We start from the raw sequence: 17,693 nt of genomic DNA on the forward strand, positions 1-17,693 counted from the left end.
AATTATTCATTTATCAAAATACTCAACTTTCAGCTCTCAAAAATAAATACAGAAAATCATTTTAAAATCATTTTTATTATATTTCTACTATTTTCATGTGACAATATTTTTGGAACAAGATGCATTACAAACGAATAAGAGGTTAAAATTAAGACATATAATCCTTCTTTTCTATTTAAAATTAAGTCTATAATCTTAAAATATTTATTATCATTACAAAAACGCTTTTATGTGCATTAATTTTCAATTACTTAATTAATACTCAACCATTTTGTTCTTCCACTTACAAAGATAATAAAATCATGCCGTTGAAAATAAATTATTAACGCACAAAAAAAGACGTATCTAATGTAATCAGATACGTCCCGTAATTAAAGAGGCAGCCACTCTCCGTTTGTTCGATAACTCTCAGCGTATGCTTCCGCCTGTGATACAATTTCCTGATCATATTGGCAATAAGCCAATAATTTGATCGCATTACTACCTGTTGTTACACCTTTCCGCAAAGTATAATCAAAGAATATTTCGTCATTAGTAACGACCTCGCGAAAGTGATAATTCTCATAGCGTTCTCCTAAAATTCGACTTAACTCCACATCATGTGTGGCTAAACAAAGAAAGCAATCCAAATCAGCAAATTTTTTCAAAATGATCGAAGCGGCAGCGATTCGTTCTATTACATTGGTTCCTTTGAACATTTCGTCCATAAAAATCATCACGTAGGAAGAGGATTCCGCAATGTGCAATAAACGTTTCAACGATTTTATCTCCGCCATATAAAAGCTGTCACCAGTAATAATATCATCCTTAAGATTCATCGAACTATAGACTTGGCAAGGTTTAAAGCGATAGCTTTTCGCTAAACAGGTGTTAAACAGCTGGCCTAGAATCGCGTTCACTGTCAACGTTCGCGCAAAAGTAGATTTCCCACTCGCATTTGAGCCCGTAATCAATAATTTATTGCCCATATTATGTGTGTTAGGAACAGGCTCTGCTAACAGCGGATGAATGATTTCTTCAAATACTATTTCATTTTCTTCACTAAAATCCGGCTTACAGTAATAAGCTAAACTTTCACGATAAGAAGCAATTGAGATGCAGAGTTCGACATAGCCGATTGTTTCATATAGCTCCAGCGCTTCATTGCGATGTTTCTGAAATAACTTTACCATCGCATAATACGCATAGCCATAGATTGAAAAATAGGAAGTAATGATCATCATCAAACTGTTTGCTGAACTAGAAATTTGAATAATGTAATCCGCTAATGCCGTAATATTTTTAAATACGCCAAGATGTTTACGCATTTGCTCTGTTTCCTTCTGAAAAGCAGGAAGCTCTAATGCCACCATTAGTTTTGCCGCACGAACCATTCGGGAAAACATGCCTAAAGCCTCGAAGGCATGATAAATTTTGCGCAATACAAAGGAAAATAAAATGAGTCCCAAACAAAAACCGAGACAGACCGCCAAGATGCCATAATCAATATCAACGACCATCCATATCAAGCTGCCAACATTTATCGCTGTTACCAAAACAATTAGCGGCATCGCTATTTGCGGAAATTTGCTTGGATCTATCAGCAGATCAATAAGCTGATTATTTGTTTTCCGACCAATTCGATAAAAAGCAAATTGCAATTGCTCACGTTTTTCACTGTTCTCTCTTATACATTCCACAGCCTGTTCAAAATGACTCAGGTCCGGGTTCTTCTGTCTTCTAAAAAAGTAATAGCTGTATTCATCGCCGATACTAGATTGCGTATTTTTCATCCGCTTAAAAAGTTCATCTATATTCAAATCTGTCCAAGTAATATCATCAATCATCGGTCCACGATTTTTCATGTGATGATAATACTTTTTCATACTAGTATAATCGCGTTCATCTAGTTTCCATTCAGTCTTTTTCCCATACTCCTCTTTGATTTGAGCTTTAATTTTTTGATTCCGGCGATAAGTAAAATAAACAGAAATTAGAAAAAAAAGACCCACAATACCAAACACAATTCCATATATTCCGATAACTCCCACTGACGTACCCCCACCTTCTTTTTTGTTTATTTTACCATTTAAAAAAAGCGGTACTATTTTTTATAGATACTTAAAGTAAAAACTCATCATATATGCCAAGAAGACCAGCCATCAATCGACTGGTCTTCATTTATATAGGCATCGCCACTGGTTTGAACCCCTCCAAGCCAATAATGACAAAAGAGGTTCCTTTTTCAATTAAATGTTCTTTACTTTTCATGCGTATTTTCTTTCCGCTCACTATTCCTTGACCTTTATAGGAAATATTCGTTACAGCAACGCCAATCTCCCAAAGCAGCTTTTGTTCCTTTCGATCTCTTAAGGCAGCAATCGAGTATCTTTCAATATTAAATAGTAAACCAACCACAATAATCCAAAAAAGTTTTAGTTGAATAGAACCTGTCACTGGTACAATCGATAGCGCGAGGATCAATCCGCTATTCGTGAGCCCTCCGCCATCCCAATTATTGGCCCATGCATAAAACAACGAAGCATCTGTATATTTTTCAAGAAAACAGACAAAGAATCCAGCAAATGCCAGAATGCCGGCAATGCTATAAAGAATAAAATTCGGCGCAGCAGTCGTTAGTAGGCTCCCACCCCACAAGCAAGGAATCACATTCAAAACTATCGCCCAAACGAGATAATAAATTGTTATCCCCCACTCAATTCCTCGCCGATGAACTTGATCCAATTTTTCACCAGCACTGATTGGATCACCAAGCTGCTTCAGCACTTCTTTTGTAGCGGCTTCTTCACTCATTCCTCTATTGATCAGTGCCTCTTTGTGATCCTCGATATGCTCCTTGTATTCTCGCATTATTTCACTTCGTGCGCTTGTTACCTTGATACATTTTGAGAGCTTTTTCAAATACTCTTTAGTGTCCATATTCCACACCACCTAAAATATCTGAAACAGTCGCAGAATAGGTCTCCCACTCTTTGATTTTGGCTTTTAAATAAATTTCCCCAGTTTTGGTCAATTGATAGTATTTTCTTTTTTTGCCATTCACTTCATTTTCATAACAATTAAGGTAGTTAGTTTTGACTAATTGATGCAGGAGTGGATACAAGGTGCCAGTTTTCAATTCAAAAACATTTTGAGAGCGTTGCGACAGCAGCTCGATCATTTCATACCCGTACATATCTCGTTCAGAAAGCAAGCTTAATATCAGCATCGTGGTACTCCCAGAGACTAATCCTTTGTCGATCATTTTTTCCACCTCCACATGTAGATTATCTACTTAAATTATATGTCGATAATCTACATATGTCAAATTCATTTTTTTCTTTTGACTTTTATAAATCTAAAGGCTTGTGATCATAAAAATCAATGATAAAATAAGGGAATCATAAGAAACAAGGAGAACTATATTAATGACTAATGCACTTGAAATAAACGAGTTGAAAAAAGTCTATGCTACTGGTGTGGAGGCCTTGAAGGGGATTAATTTGACGGTTGAGGAAGGTGATTTTTACGCGTTACTAGGACCAAACGGTGCGGGGAAATCGACAACTATCGGAATTATCACCTCGCTCGTCAACAAAACATCGGGCAATGTCAAAGTCTTCGGCTATGACTTAGACAGAGAATTAGTAATGGCCAAACAACAAATTGGCTTAGTACCGCAAGAATTTAACTTCAATCCTTTTGAGACTGTCCAGCAGATTGTTGTCAATCAAGCGGGCTATTATGGCGTTCCACGAAAGGAAGCTTTAGCTCGCAGCGAAAAATACTTGAAGCAGTCGGATTTATGGGAAAAACGGAATGTTCGTGCGCGAATGTTATCTGGAGGAATGAAGCGTCGTTTAATGATCGCTCGTGCGCTAATGCATGAACCCAAATTATTGATCTTAGATGAACCGACCGCTGGTGTTGATATCGAGTTGCGCCGTGAAATGTGGACTTTCCTACGGGAGCTTAACGCAAGTGGAACAACGATCATTTTGACAACTCATTATTTAGAAGAAGCCGAGATGCTCTGTCGAAACATCGGTATTATTCAAGCAGGTGAGCTGATTGAAAATACCAGTATGAAATCTTTATTGGCAAAACTGCAATTCGAGACATTCATTTTTGACTTAGCGCCTTATGAGATTGAACCTATGATCAACGGCTTCAAGCATACGTTTGTCGATGAACAAACCTTAGAAGTAGAGGTCGTGCGCGATCAAGGAATCAACGAGCTCTTTGACCAACTGACGAAACAAGGAATCAAGGTACTTTCTATGCGGAATAAATCAAACCGTTTAGAAGAACTATTCCTAAAAATCACGGAGGAAAATCATGTCTAATCTATACTTCACTGCCCTTAAAAGTCTGGCAGTCAAAGAAACCAATCGCTATTTAAGAATCTGGGTACAAACGTTAGTCCCCCCAGTCATTACTACATCTTTGTATTTTGTTATTTTCGGTAACTTAATCGGCGGACGTATCGGGGATATGGCTGGCTTTTCTTACATGGAGTTTATCGTCCCAGGCTTGATCATGATGTCTGCGATTACCAGCTCCTATGCCAACGTCTCCTCTTCTTTCTTCTCACAAAAGTTTCAGAAGAATATTGAAGAGCTGCTAGTGGCACCTGTGCCGACTCATATTATTATTTGGGGCTTCGTGACAGGCGGCGTTGGCCGCAGTGTCTTAGTTGGCTCCCTAGTAACGATTATCTCGCTCTTTTTCGTTCCACTTCATGTGTACTCATGGGCCATCGTTGTCATTACCTTATTGATGACGGCCATTTTGTTTTCATTGGCGGGACTATTGAACGGCATCTTCGCTCAATCCTTTGACGATGTTTCCATCGTTCCGACCTTTGTTTTACAGCCGTTAACTTATCTTGGTGGTGTTTTCTATGCGATTTCGATGTTGCCGCCCTTTTGGCAAGCTGTTTCTAAGATCAATCCAATCGTCTACATGATCTCCGGGTTCCGTTACGGCTTCCTTGGTGTGATGGACGTATCTATCGTTGTATCCATGTCGATCCTAGTGTTATTCATTGTCGTTCTTTACAGTGTTTGCTGGCATCTAATTGACCGCGGACGTGGATTAAGAAGCTAAACAAAAAGCTGAGTTTGAGCAAATAAACGCTCGAACTCAGCTTTTTGTTTAATAATAAACTTCATCCAAGAAAAGCCCTTGCGCTGGCGCGGTCTCTCCTGCATCCTTGCGCACTTTATTCTCCAAAACCTCATCAATGACATCGAGCGACAGTTTGCCTGAGCCAATCTCTAAAATGGTTCCCATTAAAATACGCACCATTTTATGCAGGAAACCGTCACCGATAAAGGTAAAATGCAACATACTTCCTTCACGTTCAATCGAAATACGTTCAATCGTTCGTGTAGTTGATTTTTTTGTTTTTTTCAACGCAGAAAAGCCAATAAAGTCATGTTTGCCTAATAATTTCTCACAGGCCGCATTCATTTTATCCATGTCTAATTTATCAGGAACATAAAAGCTGTGGTACCGCTCGAAAGCTGTTGGAATTGGATTATTCCACACATAATAGCTGTACTGCTTTCCTTTTACATTATATCGGGCATGGAAACGTTCAGGCATTTCTTCAACTTTTTTTACAACGATGTCCCCTGGCAAATAGCGATTAAAGAATGACAGCATTTCACCGCGGGCCATTTCTGAATTTGTTTTAAAATTCGCGACCTGACCTCTGGCATGAGTGCCCGCATCCGTTCGACCAGATCCAATGATCTCGATTTTTTCACCTGTCATTTGCGCGATAACACTTTCGATCTTTCCCTGAATCGTTTTTTCAGAATCTCCTAAACGCTGCCAGCCAAGGTATCGTTTGCCATCATATTCAATGGTTAATTTAATATTTCGCATCCACATTTCCTCCTCGTTCACTTCACACTGAACCAATGTACCACAGAAGACTGAGAGGGACTAGTGGTGAGGTCAAAAGAAGACCAGAGGACTTTTAAAAAGTGCTCTGGCTTACCCTGAAATTAAGCATGGATCATGTTCTTGTTGTATTCTTTTTTTATACGACTTAAAGCTTCCATTAATAAGTTTCTTGGCATTCCAATACTCAGACGAACAAATCCTTCACCATCTTGAACAAAGTAACTGCCTACCACCATCGTTAATTTTGCACGTTGAAAGAAACCCTGCATCTCTGATTCATCCTTGAACCAATTATGAACATCAATCCACGCTAGAAAAGATGATTCGGCTGGCATAACTTTAGCTTCTGGTATATCTGCAAAAAAATCATAAATGATTTCCATATTTTCTTCTACATAATCAATCATTTCATCCAGCCAATCTTCACTTTCATTATAAGCGGCCACAATTGCTGGCACAGCAAATACGTGAGGAGAGGTAATTGAATTTTTTTGCAATTGAAGCAGCAGTGTTTCTCTAATATCCGGATTTGGAACCACCACATATGAGGTTTTTAATCCCCCTAAATTAAACCCCTTATTAGGCGAAAGACACAAGACACTATGTTGAGAAATTTTTGGATGTGCATTCCAAATCGAAGTAAATGTTTGATTCTTATAAACAATATCACGATGTATTTCATCACAAACTAGAAGGACCTCATGACGAATACATAATTCTGCTAATTGGAAAAGTTCTTCCTTTGTCCAAATACGACCAGAAGGATTCTGTGGACTGCAAAAAATATATAACTTAATATTATTTTCTTTCATCTGTTTTTCTATATCGTCAAAATCAAGATAATAGCGATTTTCACGATTAATCAGTGAGCTGCAAAAGAGCTTTCTTTCATTATGCTCTATCGCTTCAGCAAAAGGATCATACGCAGGGGTGTTAATCAGAACACCTTCTCCTATTTTCGTATAGGCCTGTACAATATAATGCAATGTAGATACTGTTCCGAAGGTTAGCTTAATCCATTCTTTTTCAATATGTGTATTATATCGCCGTTTGTTCCAATTGATCACTGCTTCGTAAAACTCATCTGGAATATAAGTATAACTGTAATCTCCAATACTTGCGCGTTTCATTACTGCTTTTTGAATGGCCGGGGCAACTTCAAAATCGATGTCCGCTAAGTCCATTGGAATTGCCTCTTCATTTAATCCAAATTTTTCTTTTAGTACCTGATTGCTCCATTTCCGTGCATTTCCTTGCTTGCGGTCAATGACATTCTCCAAATTGTACATGTTACACACCTACATTCACTAAATCTTTAGTCGTTTGATTTAAGACAACGGCAACACCATTTTGTATTGCAATATCATCTTCGATTCGTACACCACCTACATCGGGTAGATAAATTCCTGGTTCAACACTCATCGCCATATTTTCTTTTAAAATCATTTGGCTATTTTTATTCAAAATCGGTATATCACCACCCATACCAATGCCATGGCCTAACCCGTGGCTAAAATATTTGCCATAACCTGACTCATCGATAATTTTTCGTGCAACTTCATCTACTTCTTGACCTGTTACGCCTTCGCGAATAAAATCAATAGCTGTTTGTTGAGCCTCTTTCACCACTTGATAGATCGTATACAATTCTTGAGGTGCCTCGCCTATTGTCACCGTTCGAGTCATATCTGACTGATACTCTTCCAGCACAATTCCAAAATCAATTGTGACAAAATCTCCTTGTTCTAATAAACGTCGCGTTGGTCTTCCATGAGGAAGTGCACTTCGCGGTCCACTTGCGACAATCGGATCAAAGGCCATAGCTGAAGCTCCTTTTTTCAAAGAAAGGTAATGAATCAATGCCCCTAATTCATTCTCACTCATACCAACCCTAATACTTGGAAGTAGTTCCGCAAAAATTTCATCCGTCATTGTACATGCATTTTTGATCAATTGAATTTCTTCTGCTGATTTGATTGCACGTAATTGTTGAATTTGACTTGACCAAATGGTTACATTGAATGTCTCAGATAAACAACTATATTCTTTTATTGACAAACCGTCTGATTCAATCGCCAGATTTTTGATTTTTTGCTGGTGCAGCCATTCGATAATCTTGGGCAAATAACTTCCCTGTGGCACTTCAAAATTTTCAAACCCACCCGTTAAATCTTTTATTTCTTGTCGGTAGCGCCCATCAAAAAATTGTACCTGAGAAGAAGGTGTCACAACTAAATAGATACCACTGCCTCCTAAGGAACCAAAGTATTTTTTGTTCCCACGATTTTTGATAATGATGGCCTCTTTATCTGATTTTTTTAGAAGTTTTTGTAATTTCTCAATTCTCATCTGCTACTCTCCATTACTAGAAGTCCAAATCTAAGCCGTCTAAAATATCTGTATCACCTTGATCAAAAATATTCTTCTGTTCTTTTTTCTTCGCTTCATCTCTCAATTCATTTCGTTCCATAACCTTAAAGAATGGCACATAAATTGCGACCGCTAAGACTAACTGCAACGCGTTAACTAAAATTGTTCGCCAATCTCCGTTCGTCAAAAATCCTTCAAGAAAGACCCCCACATACGGTGGATCAAAAATTGGTTTATTCAATAATCCCCAATGCATAAAGAACATCGGCAAGGTTCCAATGAGCGCCCCACCAAATACATGTGGAATAAACATTAACGGATTCAAAATAATAGGTGCACCAAACAAGATCGGCTCATTGATTCCAAATAAAGCCGGAAACAGTGAGACTTTTCCAATTTTTCGATACCGTTTTGATTTAGAAACCATGCAAGCAACGATGCAGCCGATTGAAATCCCACAGCCAGTAAAGCCGAAGAAAGCACTTGATGTCCCAGCTGTATAAAAATGAGGAATTGGTTCCCCAGCTTGAAAAGCCGAAATGTTTTCTGCTATAAATGCAACCATAATTGGGCGTGTGATGGGACTAAACACAGATGAATGAATCCCAAAGAAAAAGATCAGACAAATGCAGAAATTCAATGCTAAAACTGACCAAGGATTATCCATTGATCCAACCAGTGGCGATAAGAAACGAGTCAAAATGGTTGGAGGCAATTCGCCAGCAGTTTGCATTAATGCGAAACGACCAATAATGAAGGTTCCCCCTACAATCAAGGTTACAGGAATCAGTTCAAATGACTTGGATACAAAATCTGGCACCCCTTCAGGCATTCGAATGGTTAAGTTTCTTTTTTTGCAGAAATTATATAATTCCACTGTTATTAACGCAACGAACATCGAAGTGAACAGACCTTTAGCACCAAAATTAGCAATGTCTAGCAGACCATTTTCATCAAACATCGCTGTCATGAACAAAAAACCAAAAAGCGATAACGTTACTGCTCCCGGAATATATAATTTGTAGTGGTTCCCTAAATTATAAGAAATCGCCGCACAAGCATAGAGGCCGATCAAGCCAGTTGATAAAGTCACAGGCAAATTGAATAATTCTGCATTATTCAAAATGAACTGACTAAATCCATTGGATTCACCCAGCATATTCGGTAATGCAGGTAAGATAGCAAAGAAACTTCCTAAAATAGTAAATGGTGTCATTGCAACCATCCCAGCTTTGATTGCACTTAAATGCCTTTGATTATCAACCTTATGTGCCAATGGGACAAAGAATCGATTCATAAAAGCTTCAAATTTTGCGAACATAGTATTCCTCCTAGTTCCTAGTAATGATTCTGTTTCATGATAAAAACTATATTGTCATTTCCTTTACACTTTCTAATCTCAGAATAGCGAAGCAGATATTTTTTAGCTTAGATGGCTTGTTTCGCTAACTGGTGCTTTTTATGTGTAACCAAGGCAAGTTTCATTACAGTTGCTCCATCCATCTGTCCATAAACATCTTTATCAATCACAGCATAAGGAATATCTCTCGGCTCTAAAATGGATTTGATGAAATCTATCTTATGAGTGATTTGTGGTCCAACTAGAACAATATCCCAACCATCAATTTGACTTTCAATCGAGTCTGCGGGAATTGCCGTAAAATCAAAATCCGCATCATTCAATTTTGCACTTTGTTGAACCACCTTGCGCATATTCTGCATCAACATATTCGTAGAAAATCCTCCAGCACAGCATAATAAAATTTTCATAATATCTATCTCCTTAAAAATATGTTTTTATTGTAATACCGAAATCAACGTTTCTATTAAGTCTCGAGCTAATTGACTTGTCATATAATGATCTTGAGCATGAACCATTAATAATCCGACATTTGACGATTCCACTTCATCACTTAATTCTCGACTAATCAAATCTGTTTGAATGTTATGAGCTTCTAAATCCAAATTTCGCGACTCTTCAATCAGTCCTTTTGCCAAATCAAACTCCTTGGTTTTTACGCATTCCAGTGCCTCAAAAGCTTTCGCTTTACTTTCTCCAGCAATCGAGATCAGTTGTACGATTTCTTGTTCTTCTTTTGTCATGTTTTTTATCCCTTCTAAATGAAATCTACCATTCGGTGATATGTTTCTTCTGTAAAATTTTTAATTAACTCTTCATATAGTTCAATCATTTGTTGAATATCCTGTTTATTTACGATTGAATAGGCACAATGTCCATAGCGAACAGGCAAAATCGTCACGACAGTCGGTTTTCCTTCGTTCACTTTGTGTGCTTCCCCACCATCTGTTCCACCTGAATTAAACATATCCAACTGTAATGGAATCGTCCGTTTTTTTGCTATTTCTTTCACATAGCGCACCATTTCCAGATTTGGAGCGAGCGTTCGATCGAAGTGAGTCAAGATCGGCCCTTTTCCAATCTGCCGTTGGTTGGTATGATCCCGAACAAATGCTGTGCTGAATGTCGCCACATCAATAACAAAAACGACGTCCGGATTAATCATCTGAACAGCTGTCTTTGCTCCCCGAATTCCCACTTCTTCACTGCTAGTGTTTGCAAAATGAACAGTCAGCGGTACCTCCTCTTCCGCTAAACGCTTCATCAGCTCTCCCATGACAAAACAAGCTAAACGATCATCGAAGGCTTTACCAGCATAAATATCTTGAACATCAAAGGCTTCAAATTCCGTGGCGAAGCATGCCATATTCCCAATTTCTATACCTAACTCAGCTACTTCTTCAGCTGTTGTCGCTCCAATGTCACAATAAAGATTTTCAGTTTGACCTTCACGATAGTCACCATTAATGACACCACTAATCTTTCTTCCATTAAACGTAGTAATCCGAACCTTTTGTAGATGTTGAGCAAGCGGTTTTACACCACCGACGACCATTAAATGAATCAGCCCCGAGCTGCTAATGCTACGAACCATGAACCCAACTTCATCCATATGTCCGCAGATCATGATACTTTTATGGCTTTTTCCTTTCTTCGTAAAAATCAAACTACCAAGTCCATCTGTCCTTTTTTCATAATGAAGCCCATCTAGCTCGGTTAAAATAGCTTTACGGACTTCCTTTTCGTTGCTCGCTATTCCGTCAGCATTCGTAAGCTCCTTCAAAAAATCAATATTCACTCTAATTCCTTCTTCCTAAAACACGTTTTAATGTATAGTAAAACTCATGATAATTTTTACTCTCAGCTAACATATTTATCGCTGCCGGATGATTCATTAACTTGCTTAATTCTTTCGAAATAATTTGGTGAATGTCTAGTTGTTCAGCTTTTAATGAAACCATAAAAATGATCTTGGCTGTCCGCCCAGCTGAACTTGCTCCTTCTGGCAAGAGACAAACCGCGACTCGGTTTTCTTTTCCAGACATGAGTAGCGGGTGAGGGATTGCAACCCCATTTTGATAGATCGTCGACAAATAATTTTCTCGTTCCAGTAATGAATCCTTATATCCTTTAAATCCAATAGTTTCTTCTACTTGGACTGCAAGATCCATTAAAATATCGGAATAAGATTGGCCTCTTTCAATTCGAAACAAAGATTCCGAAAACAACTCAAAAAAGGAACGCTCTATTGAAAAACTTTCATCGCTTCTCACCAGACTAAGGTTTTCACTTACCTCTAAATAATCTAGCTCACTTTGGATCTCACTCATTAAAATAACTGGACAATCGATTTCAATCGTTAGTTCAATAATTGAAAAAATCAAATCAGGATAATAATCTTTTATTTGTTCTATTTCAAACATGGAAAAAGTTTGAATCTTTGCTCGGGGAAAAATTCGTTTTAACTTCATCTCTACTAGGTAAGCCATTCCTCCTCCCGATGAGCAAACAACCGCAATTCGATAAATGTTTTCAATCAATTTTTGCTGCCATTTATGATAAGGAACGGTCATGTGTGTCGCAAGATAACCAATTTCATCTGAAGCTATTCTCAATTTAAACTTTTCTTCGAGCCATTTTGAGAACATCACAGCGAAATTGAAAATCACAGGATAATCTTTACTAATATCTTCCAAATAAGGGTTACTAAATTTCATTTCTTTACGCGAACGTTCGATCAACGCTGCTACATGTAGATACACTAGATCAATAAATTCCTGATCCGTCGAAAAATGAGTCTTTTGCTGCTGATCCATCTGTTGAAAAAAGTTTGTAATTTCTTCTTTTAATACTTGTTTATTACTTAATATTTCAAGTTTCTTTGTTTTAGCAAGTAAACTAGCCTCAAAGTAATCATGTGCCTCTTTTTGGTTCGGCACTAATAAACCCGTTCCATGGAGAATCTCTGTCAAAAGAGAATTAGATTTGTCAGATTGTTTCTCTTTTTTTTGAGTCAGTAATAATAAAAATAGTTCCTCTTCCAGCCTTCTAAATTCTATATAATCAATTTTCCACTTATTCTTATCAATTAAATGATAAAGATTGTCTTTTAATTTTTTTTGTTTTTCTACCGTAAATGTTGTCTCTAATTTCTCAAGTAACTTTATATTCCCTTTCTGATAATAATCTTGCAGCAATAATAGTCGATTTTTTAATTCACAAATGAGCCGAATCCCATAGTGCGCTTTTCTTTCCAAAATTAAAGGGCTATCTTTAAGGTATCTCTCAAGCTTCGAAAGATCTTTTTTAATTTGGCTGCTACTGACTAGTAATTCGTCACTTAGTTGTTTGACAGTCTGATAATTTTCATCAATTAAAAGGAGACTCAACAGTGAATCTAATCGGTATTTTTGCATCTCAATCGTTGATTCAGTAAATCCAGCTAGATATGATGAAAATTTTTCTTCATCTAAAATAACCAATCGGCATCCTAATTTAGCAGATCGTTCAATCTTGAATCCTTGTTGTAATTCTGATAAACCTTGCAAATCGTTACGGATTGTTCTAGAGGAAACACCAATTTTTTTTGCTAAATGATTGATCTTCAAGTAATCATTTTCTTTTAGTATTGTCAGTATCTGTCCTTCTCTCATCCTCACCTCTCCTTTTTAGCAAGCGCTATCATTTACACGCTTAGTATAGAAAAACCTACTTCATTAGAAAAGTTGAATTTTTTCCACCTAATAGTGCAAAACGTGTCTGGTTACTAAAATCTATAAATGCCTTTTTGCACGTTTAATGATTTGCGCATTTTATGAATTGTATCAATTGACTATTTCTCTCACAATAAAAATGATAATTCAAAGCGCACGTTCTCATTTAAGGACGTATTTAAAATTTCAGTCATTGATCTTTAAATATAAAACCCTCTGCTCATTAAAAAGATGGGCAGAGGGTTAAAGAATCATTTATTAATTAAACCTTAGGAAAACGTGCTAATTTTGCATAGCCTGCTAATTCTTCTTCGATACGTAGGAACTGGTTGTATTTTTCCACCCGTTCACTTCGGGCCATCGATCCGGTTTTGATTTGTCCGGCATTCATTGAAACCGCAAAGTCAGCGATAAATGTATCACCTGTTTCACCTGAACGATGAGAGATCATGGTTGAATACCCATTAGCTCGAGCTAGTTTGATCGTTTCGATTGATTCGGAGACGGTACCGATTTGATTTAGTTTAATCAAAATTGAGTTGGCAATTTTTTTATCAATTCCTTCAGCGAAGATGGCAGGATTCGTTACAAAAATATCATCACCGACTAATTGAATATCTTCTCCCATAGCTTCAGTCATCTTCTTGAAGCCCTCCCAGTCATGTTCGGAGAATCCATCTTCAATGGAGATAATTGCTGGATACTTCTTTACTAAATCTTGATAGTAGGTCAGCAGTTCCTCTGAAGTCATTTCTTCGCCTTCAAAATGGTATTTTTTTGTTTCCTCGTTATAAAATTCACTCGATGCCGGATCTAATGCAATGGCAATTTCTTCACCTGATACATACCCAGCCTCCTTAATAGCACGATATAACATTTCGATTGCTGCTTCTGTACTGCCTAATTTAGGAGCAAAACCGCCTTCATCACCAACAGCAGTTTCGTACCCTTCTTTGGCTAAAATATTTTTTAATGTATGTTAGGTGTTAGCAATTTTTTCAACACCGTCACGGAAGCTTTCACGTTTTACTGGTGTGATCAAGAATTCCTGAACGTCAATTCCTGAGTCCGCGTGAACACCGCCATTGATTACATTGAAAAAGGGCTGTGGCAATTCAAGATCCACTCCGCCAAGATAGCGATACAAAGGAATATCTTGGCTTTTGGCGGCCGCACGAGCAATTGCCATCGAAACGCCAAGAATAGCGTTGGCTCCTAAGCGCCCCTTGTTTGGCGTACCATCTAAGTCAATCATACATTTATCGATGTTCGCTTGATCAAAAGGAGATAAACCCTTCAACGCATCATTAATCTCAGTATTCACATTTTCCACTGCCTTCATGACACCTTTTCCCATTAAGTAATACCGCCGTCACGCAATTCGACTGCTTCACGATCTCCTGTAGATGCACCACTTGGTACTTCCGCACGACCCAACGAGCCATCCGATAAAAGGACATCTGCTTCGATGGTTGGATTTCCGCGGGAATCAAAAATTTCTCTTGCTTTTACTGTTTCAATTACGACTGTCATATTTAGTTCCTCCTTAAAAATGAATACAAAAAAACCTGTTACACGTTAAGTACCTTTAAAACGACTCAAAGCGAATAAGCCAGAGCATTAAAAGTATTTAACCTATAACAGGCGCCATCAGCTGAATAATTCAGCAGTTAGGAGGGGTGCACCATCCCTCTTTCGAAAAAAGAATAGCACTACAAAGTTCATTTAGCAAGTGAAACACTGTTTTTCATTTTCGTAAGTAAAAAGGACAGCCCGCTTTTTTCACAAAGGGGCTGTCCTAAAAATCTATTTCCCTAGTACCAATCGTCTAGTATAAACTGCCTGTCCCGAGTGCATCACAGCATCGTCGATTGCCGAAACGATACGAACTTGGCGGGTTACTGGCGGGTTCCAATTGGTATCGATCACGTCATCAAGACTGCTTTCCTCAACGTTTTTCAAATACTGTTTTGTAAAAGCTACACTAGCAGATAAATAATCTAAAACCAATTGACGATCGGTTACGACTACCTTCGCGGCTTCTTCAGGGGTGTGACGATAATCTTCCGTATCGTCCGGCAAATCTAAAGCAAATTTCTCTGACCAGCCAGCACTTGTCCATAATGCTTCCGTTCCATTTAAATCCGAGATTTGCAGATCTAGTTCTCGCGCGGTATGCCACATAAGCCAAGTAACAGATTTGATTAAAGGGGCCGGCATTTGATTCGCCTCTTCCGTCGTCATCTGCTCAAAGGTATCTTCAAAACGTTCTTGCGCGCGATCCAGCATTTCCATCGCAAATTCTGTGTTCTCCATCATGAAATCCTCCTAGTTCGTGATAATGTACTACTTTTACCATACTACGATGAATTTCAGAGGGCAACTATTCGATGTTCGAGTATAAATAGATCAAATCATTTTCGACTTGTTCGGCTTCACTTATTTCGTCAAAATGAAACAGCAATTTTTGTGTGGGCAAAACAATTTCTAACTCATGCTCTTTGCGTTGAACAGCCATAGAATCCCTGGGATAAAACTTATGGGTGAATTGATCCAAATCAATATCCGGTTGAATCAGCATCACTCCCGCCGAATAGAACACAACCGGCAGATTATCCATTGTTTCCAATAACGTGAAATTCATTAATTCCTCTGCTGACAGCTGCGAATCAATATAGGCCTGTAGGATCAAGAACTGCTGTGCTTGATTGAACACTTGATTGAATTCACTCATTCCTTTACTCCTCAATCAAAATAGCCGGAATGCCGAAGCCTGCTAAAATGCGAGCAGAAGTATAGGTATTTAGGCCTTTTCTGAAGGTAATATACACCTTGCGATCCCTTGGAATCTCATTGATGCGATCACGCAACTCGTTCATTGGAATGTTTTTGGTCGCTTCGATGCTGCCAGAGGCCGCTTTATTAGGTTCGCGGATATCTAAGAAAAAGGCATTGGTTAAATCCTCTGCCGGAATATCCTCCACCTTGATCGTTTCGACCACATTGGTCATTTGATTAATCGCCACGTAGCCGGCGATATTTAATGGATCGCGTGTCGTTGAGTAGGGAGGAGAATAAGGCAATTCCAAATCTGGTAAATCAAAGACTGTTAGATTGCCAGTGATAGCCACAGATAGTTCGCCCATTCGCTTGTCTACACCCTTTTCACCAACTGCTTGTCCTCCTAAAATTTTGCCGCTTGTCGCATCAAAAATGATTTTTAAGTTTAAGCGTGTCGCTCCTGGATAAAAGTACGCATGATCAAAGGGCGTTACAAAGATGGATTTATAATTCGTGATTCCCGCAGCCTTCAACGCATGCTCTGTCATCCCAGCATAGCTTGCGGTGTAATCAAAGATTTTCGCTACCCCAGCACCGATATACCCACGATAACTCATTGGTGTGCCATTGACCATATCTGCTAACATATGTCCTTGCCGATTGGCGGCACTAGACAGCATACTGGATGTTGCTAGTCCTGTAACTAGGCTCGTTGTTTTAATAATATCTCCGATCGCATAGATATCAGGGACGTTCGTTTCTAATTGATCATTAACAATAATCTGCCCATCATCAGATAGTTCAATACCAGCGGATTTCGCCACTTCATTGTTTGGGGCAACCCCAGTAGCGAAAATGATCATATCTGGCTCAAGCGTTGTGCCATCAGACAACACAACTTCTTTTCCTGCTTGGCGAATTTCTTCAACCTTTGTACTTAAATGAACATGCAGGCCCTTTTCAATCAGCTTATCGTAGATTAAATCCGCGATTTCTTCATCATAGGGAAACGCGACCTGCGGCAATTGATCAACGAGAGTTACATCCATCCCGCGATGCTTGAAGTTCTCAGCCAACTCCAAGCCCATAACACCGGCACCTAAAACTAGAACATTCTTAGGATCCTTTTCATCGATAAATGACTTGATGTCTGCCGCATTGGTGACACTGCGTAAAACAAAGCCATTTTCTGCTTCCTCGGCCCCCTTAATTGGTGGAAAAGTTGGACGAGCACCTGCAGAAATAACTAATTTATCATAGTTCGTTGTAGCTTCCTCTCCAGTTTTTAAATCCTTAACGACCAATTGTTTCTTATCTGGATCAATTGTCTGTACCTCGTGAGTCGTGAAGACATCGATATTATTTTTTACCTTCAAAATTTCAGGTGTTCGTTCAATCAAAGAATCTAAATCTTCAATCACACCGCCTAAATAATATGGCAACGCACAACTGGCGTAAGAAATATTTTCTCCACGTTCATAAATAACGATCTCATGCTCTTCATTCAACCGACGTAAGCGTGTGGCAAATGAAGGACCGCCGGCAACTCCGCCGATAACTACAACTTTCATGTG

General features: G+C 38.5%; 16 protein-coding genes, 1 pseudogene and 1 riboswitch. Of the genes and pseudogenes, 2 read left to right on the forward strand and 15 right to left on the reverse strand.

The features are described 5' to 3' along the window. Nucleotides 1–371: 371 nt before the first annotated feature. The 3 genes from RV13_RS13255 to RV13_RS13265 all read right to left on the reverse strand — a co-directional run bounded on the left by RV13_RS13255 (nt 372) and on the right by RV13_RS13265 (nt 3,244). Nucleotides 372–2,030, reverse strand: a complete 1,659-nt coding sequence (locus tag RV13_RS13255; RefSeq protein ID WP_010746917.1) for a MutS-related protein — start codon at nt 2,028–2,030, stop codon at nt 372–374. A gap of 130 nt (nt 2,031–2,160) precedes the next feature. Further along, nucleotides 2,161–2,919 (reverse strand): permease prefix domain 1-containing protein, encoded by a 759-nt coding sequence (locus tag RV13_RS13260; RefSeq protein WP_010746918.1) that lies wholly within the window; start codon nt 2,917–2,919, stop codon nt 2,161–2,163. Further along, the gene (locus RV13_RS13265; protein WP_010746919.1) at nt 2,909–3,244 is read right to left on the reverse strand and encodes a PadR family transcriptional regulator; all 336 of its coding nucleotides are present in this window, start codon (nt 3,242–3,244) and stop codon (nt 2,909–2,911) included. Before RV13_RS13265 ends, RV13_RS13260 begins: the two co-directional genes overlap by 11 nt. A gap of 163 nt (nt 3,245–3,407) precedes the next feature. On the opposite strand from RV13_RS13265, the gene RV13_RS13270 reads away from it, so the two are divergent. Both RV13_RS13270 and RV13_RS13275 read left to right on the forward strand, forming a co-directional pair. Further along, nucleotides 3,408–4,325, forward strand: a complete 918-nt coding sequence (locus RV13_RS13270; protein ID WP_010746920.1) for an ABC transporter ATP-binding protein — start codon at nt 3,408–3,410, stop codon at nt 4,323–4,325. After that, on the forward strand, nt 4,318–5,088 hold the full coding sequence (locus RV13_RS13275) for an ABC transporter permease (protein ID WP_010746921.1): 771 nt from the start codon (nt 4,318–4,320) through the stop codon (nt 5,086–5,088). Before RV13_RS13270 ends, RV13_RS13275 begins: the two co-directional genes overlap by 8 nt. A 48-nt stretch (nt 5,089–5,136) precedes the next feature. On the opposite strand, the gene truA is transcribed toward RV13_RS13275, so the two are convergent. The 12 genes and pseudogenes from truA to RV13_RS13335 form a co-directional block, all read right to left on the reverse strand. Next, nucleotides 5,137–5,874 (reverse strand): tRNA pseudouridine(38-40) synthase TruA, encoded by a 738-nt coding sequence (gene truA / locus RV13_RS13280; RefSeq protein WP_010746922.1) that lies wholly within the window; start codon nt 5,872–5,874, stop codon nt 5,137–5,139. Between the two features lie 122 nt (nt 5,875–5,996). Then, the gene (locus RV13_RS13285) at nt 5,997–7,184 is read right to left on the reverse strand and encodes a MalY/PatB family protein (RefSeq protein ID WP_010746923.1); all 1,188 of its coding nucleotides are present in this window, start codon (nt 7,182–7,184) and stop codon (nt 5,997–5,999) included. A 1-nt stretch (nt 7,185) separates the two neighbouring features. Then, nucleotides 7,186–8,244 carry a M24 family metallopeptidase gene (locus RV13_RS13290; protein WP_010746924.1) on the reverse strand — a complete coding sequence of 353 codons (1,059 nt, stop codon included), beginning with the start codon at nt 8,242–8,244 and terminating at the stop codon, nt 7,186–7,188. A gap of 16 nt (nt 8,245–8,260) precedes the next feature. After that, nucleotides 8,261–9,586 carry a PTS sugar transporter subunit IIC gene (locus RV13_RS13295; protein ID WP_010746925.1) on the reverse strand — a complete coding sequence of 442 codons (1,326 nt, stop codon included), beginning with the start codon at nt 9,584–9,586 and terminating at the stop codon, nt 8,261–8,263. A gap of 107 nt (nt 9,587–9,693) precedes the next feature. After that, a complete protein-coding gene (locus RV13_RS13300) occupies nt 9,694–10,035 on the reverse strand; it encodes a PTS sugar transporter subunit IIB (protein WP_010746926.1) in 342 nt (113 codons plus the stop codon). A gap of 27 nt (nt 10,036–10,062) precedes the next feature. Next, nucleotides 10,063–10,368, reverse strand: a complete 306-nt coding sequence (locus RV13_RS13305) for a PTS sugar transporter subunit IIA (protein ID WP_060789320.1) — start codon at nt 10,366–10,368, stop codon at nt 10,063–10,065. Nucleotides 10,369–10,382: 14 nt separating this feature from the next. Further along, nucleotides 10,383–11,423 (reverse strand): aminopeptidase, encoded by a 1,041-nt coding sequence (gene ypdE / locus RV13_RS13310; RefSeq protein WP_010746928.1) that lies wholly within the window; start codon nt 11,421–11,423, stop codon nt 10,383–10,385. Nucleotide 11,424: 1 nt separating this feature from the next. Then, nucleotides 11,425–13,278: a BglG family transcription antiterminator gene (locus RV13_RS13315; RefSeq protein ID WP_010746929.1), complete on the reverse strand. Its 1,854-nt coding sequence runs from the start codon at nt 13,276–13,278 to the stop codon at nt 11,425–11,427. Between the two features lie 322 nt (nt 13,279–13,600). Continuing rightward, nucleotides 13,601–14,871 (reverse strand): annotated as a pseudogene (eno, locus tag RV13_RS13320) (phosphopyruvate hydratase). 101 nt (nt 14,872–14,972) lie between these two features. Next, nucleotides 14,973–15,039, reverse strand: a riboswitch (Fluoride riboswitch). 105 nt (nt 15,040–15,144) lie between these two features. Beyond that, nucleotides 15,145–15,654 (reverse strand): DinB family protein, encoded by a 510-nt coding sequence (locus RV13_RS13325; protein ID WP_028020621.1) that lies wholly within the window; start codon nt 15,652–15,654, stop codon nt 15,145–15,147. 67 nt (nt 15,655–15,721) lie between these two features. Beyond that, nucleotides 15,722–16,072: a hypothetical protein gene (locus tag RV13_RS13330; protein WP_010746934.1), complete on the reverse strand. Its 351-nt coding sequence runs from the start codon at nt 16,070–16,072 to the stop codon at nt 15,722–15,724. Nucleotides 16,073–16,076: 4 nt separating this feature from the next. Continuing rightward, the gene (locus RV13_RS13335) at nt 16,077–17,690 is read right to left on the reverse strand and encodes an FAD-dependent oxidoreductase (RefSeq protein WP_010746935.1); all 1,614 of its coding nucleotides are present in this window, start codon (nt 17,688–17,690) and stop codon (nt 16,077–16,079) included. Between the last annotated feature and the right edge of the window lie 3 nt (nt 17,691–17,693).

This window comes from Enterococcus raffinosus (assembly GCF_001886185.1).
In the GTDB taxonomy this organism is placed as follows: Bacteria; Bacillota; Bacilli; order Lactobacillales; family Enterococcaceae; genus Enterococcus_A; species Enterococcus_A raffinosus.

Bases quoted from the DNA above. Each gene is read 5' to 3' on its own strand.
- RV13_RS13260 (WP_010746918.1), bottom strand. From the start codon at position 2,919: ATGGACACTAAAGAGTATTTGAAAAAGCTCTCAAAATGTATCAAGGTA.
- RV13_RS13265 (WP_010746919.1), bottom strand. From the start codon at position 3,244: ATGATCGACAAAGGATTAGTCTCTGGGAGTACCACGATGCTGATATTA.
- RV13_RS13270 (WP_010746920.1), top strand. From the start codon at position 3,408: ATGACTAATGCACTTGAAATAAACGAGTTGAAAAAAGTCTATGCTACT.
- RV13_RS13275 (WP_010746921.1), top strand. From the start codon at position 4,318: ATGTCTAATCTATACTTCACTGCCCTTAAAAGTCTGGCAGTCAAAGAA.
- truA (WP_010746922.1), bottom strand. From the start codon at position 5,874: ATGCGAAATATTAAATTAACCATTGAATATGATGGCAAACGATACCTT.
- RV13_RS13285 (WP_010746923.1), bottom strand. From the start codon at position 7,184: ATGTACAATTTGGAGAATGTCATTGACCGCAAGCAAGGAAATGCACGG.
- RV13_RS13290 (WP_010746924.1), bottom strand. From the start codon at position 8,244: ATGAGAATTGAGAAATTACAAAAACTTCTAAAAAAATCAGATAAAGAG.
- RV13_RS13295 (WP_010746925.1), bottom strand. From the start codon at position 9,586: ATGTTCGCAAAATTTGAAGCTTTTATGAATCGATTCTTTGTCCCATTG.
- RV13_RS13300 (WP_010746926.1), bottom strand. From the start codon at position 10,035: ATGAAAATTTTATTATGCTGTGCTGGAGGATTTTCTACGAATATGTTG.
- RV13_RS13305 (WP_060789320.1), bottom strand. From the start codon at position 10,368: ATGACAAAAGAAGAACAAGAAATCGTACAACTGATCTCGATTGCTGGA.
- RV13_RS13315 (WP_010746929.1), bottom strand. From the start codon at position 13,278: ATGAGAGAAGGACAGATACTGACAATACTAAAAGAAAATGATTACTTG.
- RV13_RS13325 (WP_028020621.1), bottom strand. From the start codon at position 15,654: ATGGAGAACACAGAATTTGCGATGGAAATGCTGGATCGCGCGCAAGAA.
- RV13_RS13330 (WP_010746934.1), bottom strand. From the start codon at position 16,072: ATGAGTGAATTCAATCAAGTGTTCAATCAAGCACAGCAGTTCTTGATC.
- RV13_RS13335 (WP_010746935.1), bottom strand. From the start codon at position 17,690: ATGAAAGTTGTAGTTATCGGCGGAGTTGCCGGCGGTCCTTCATTTGCC.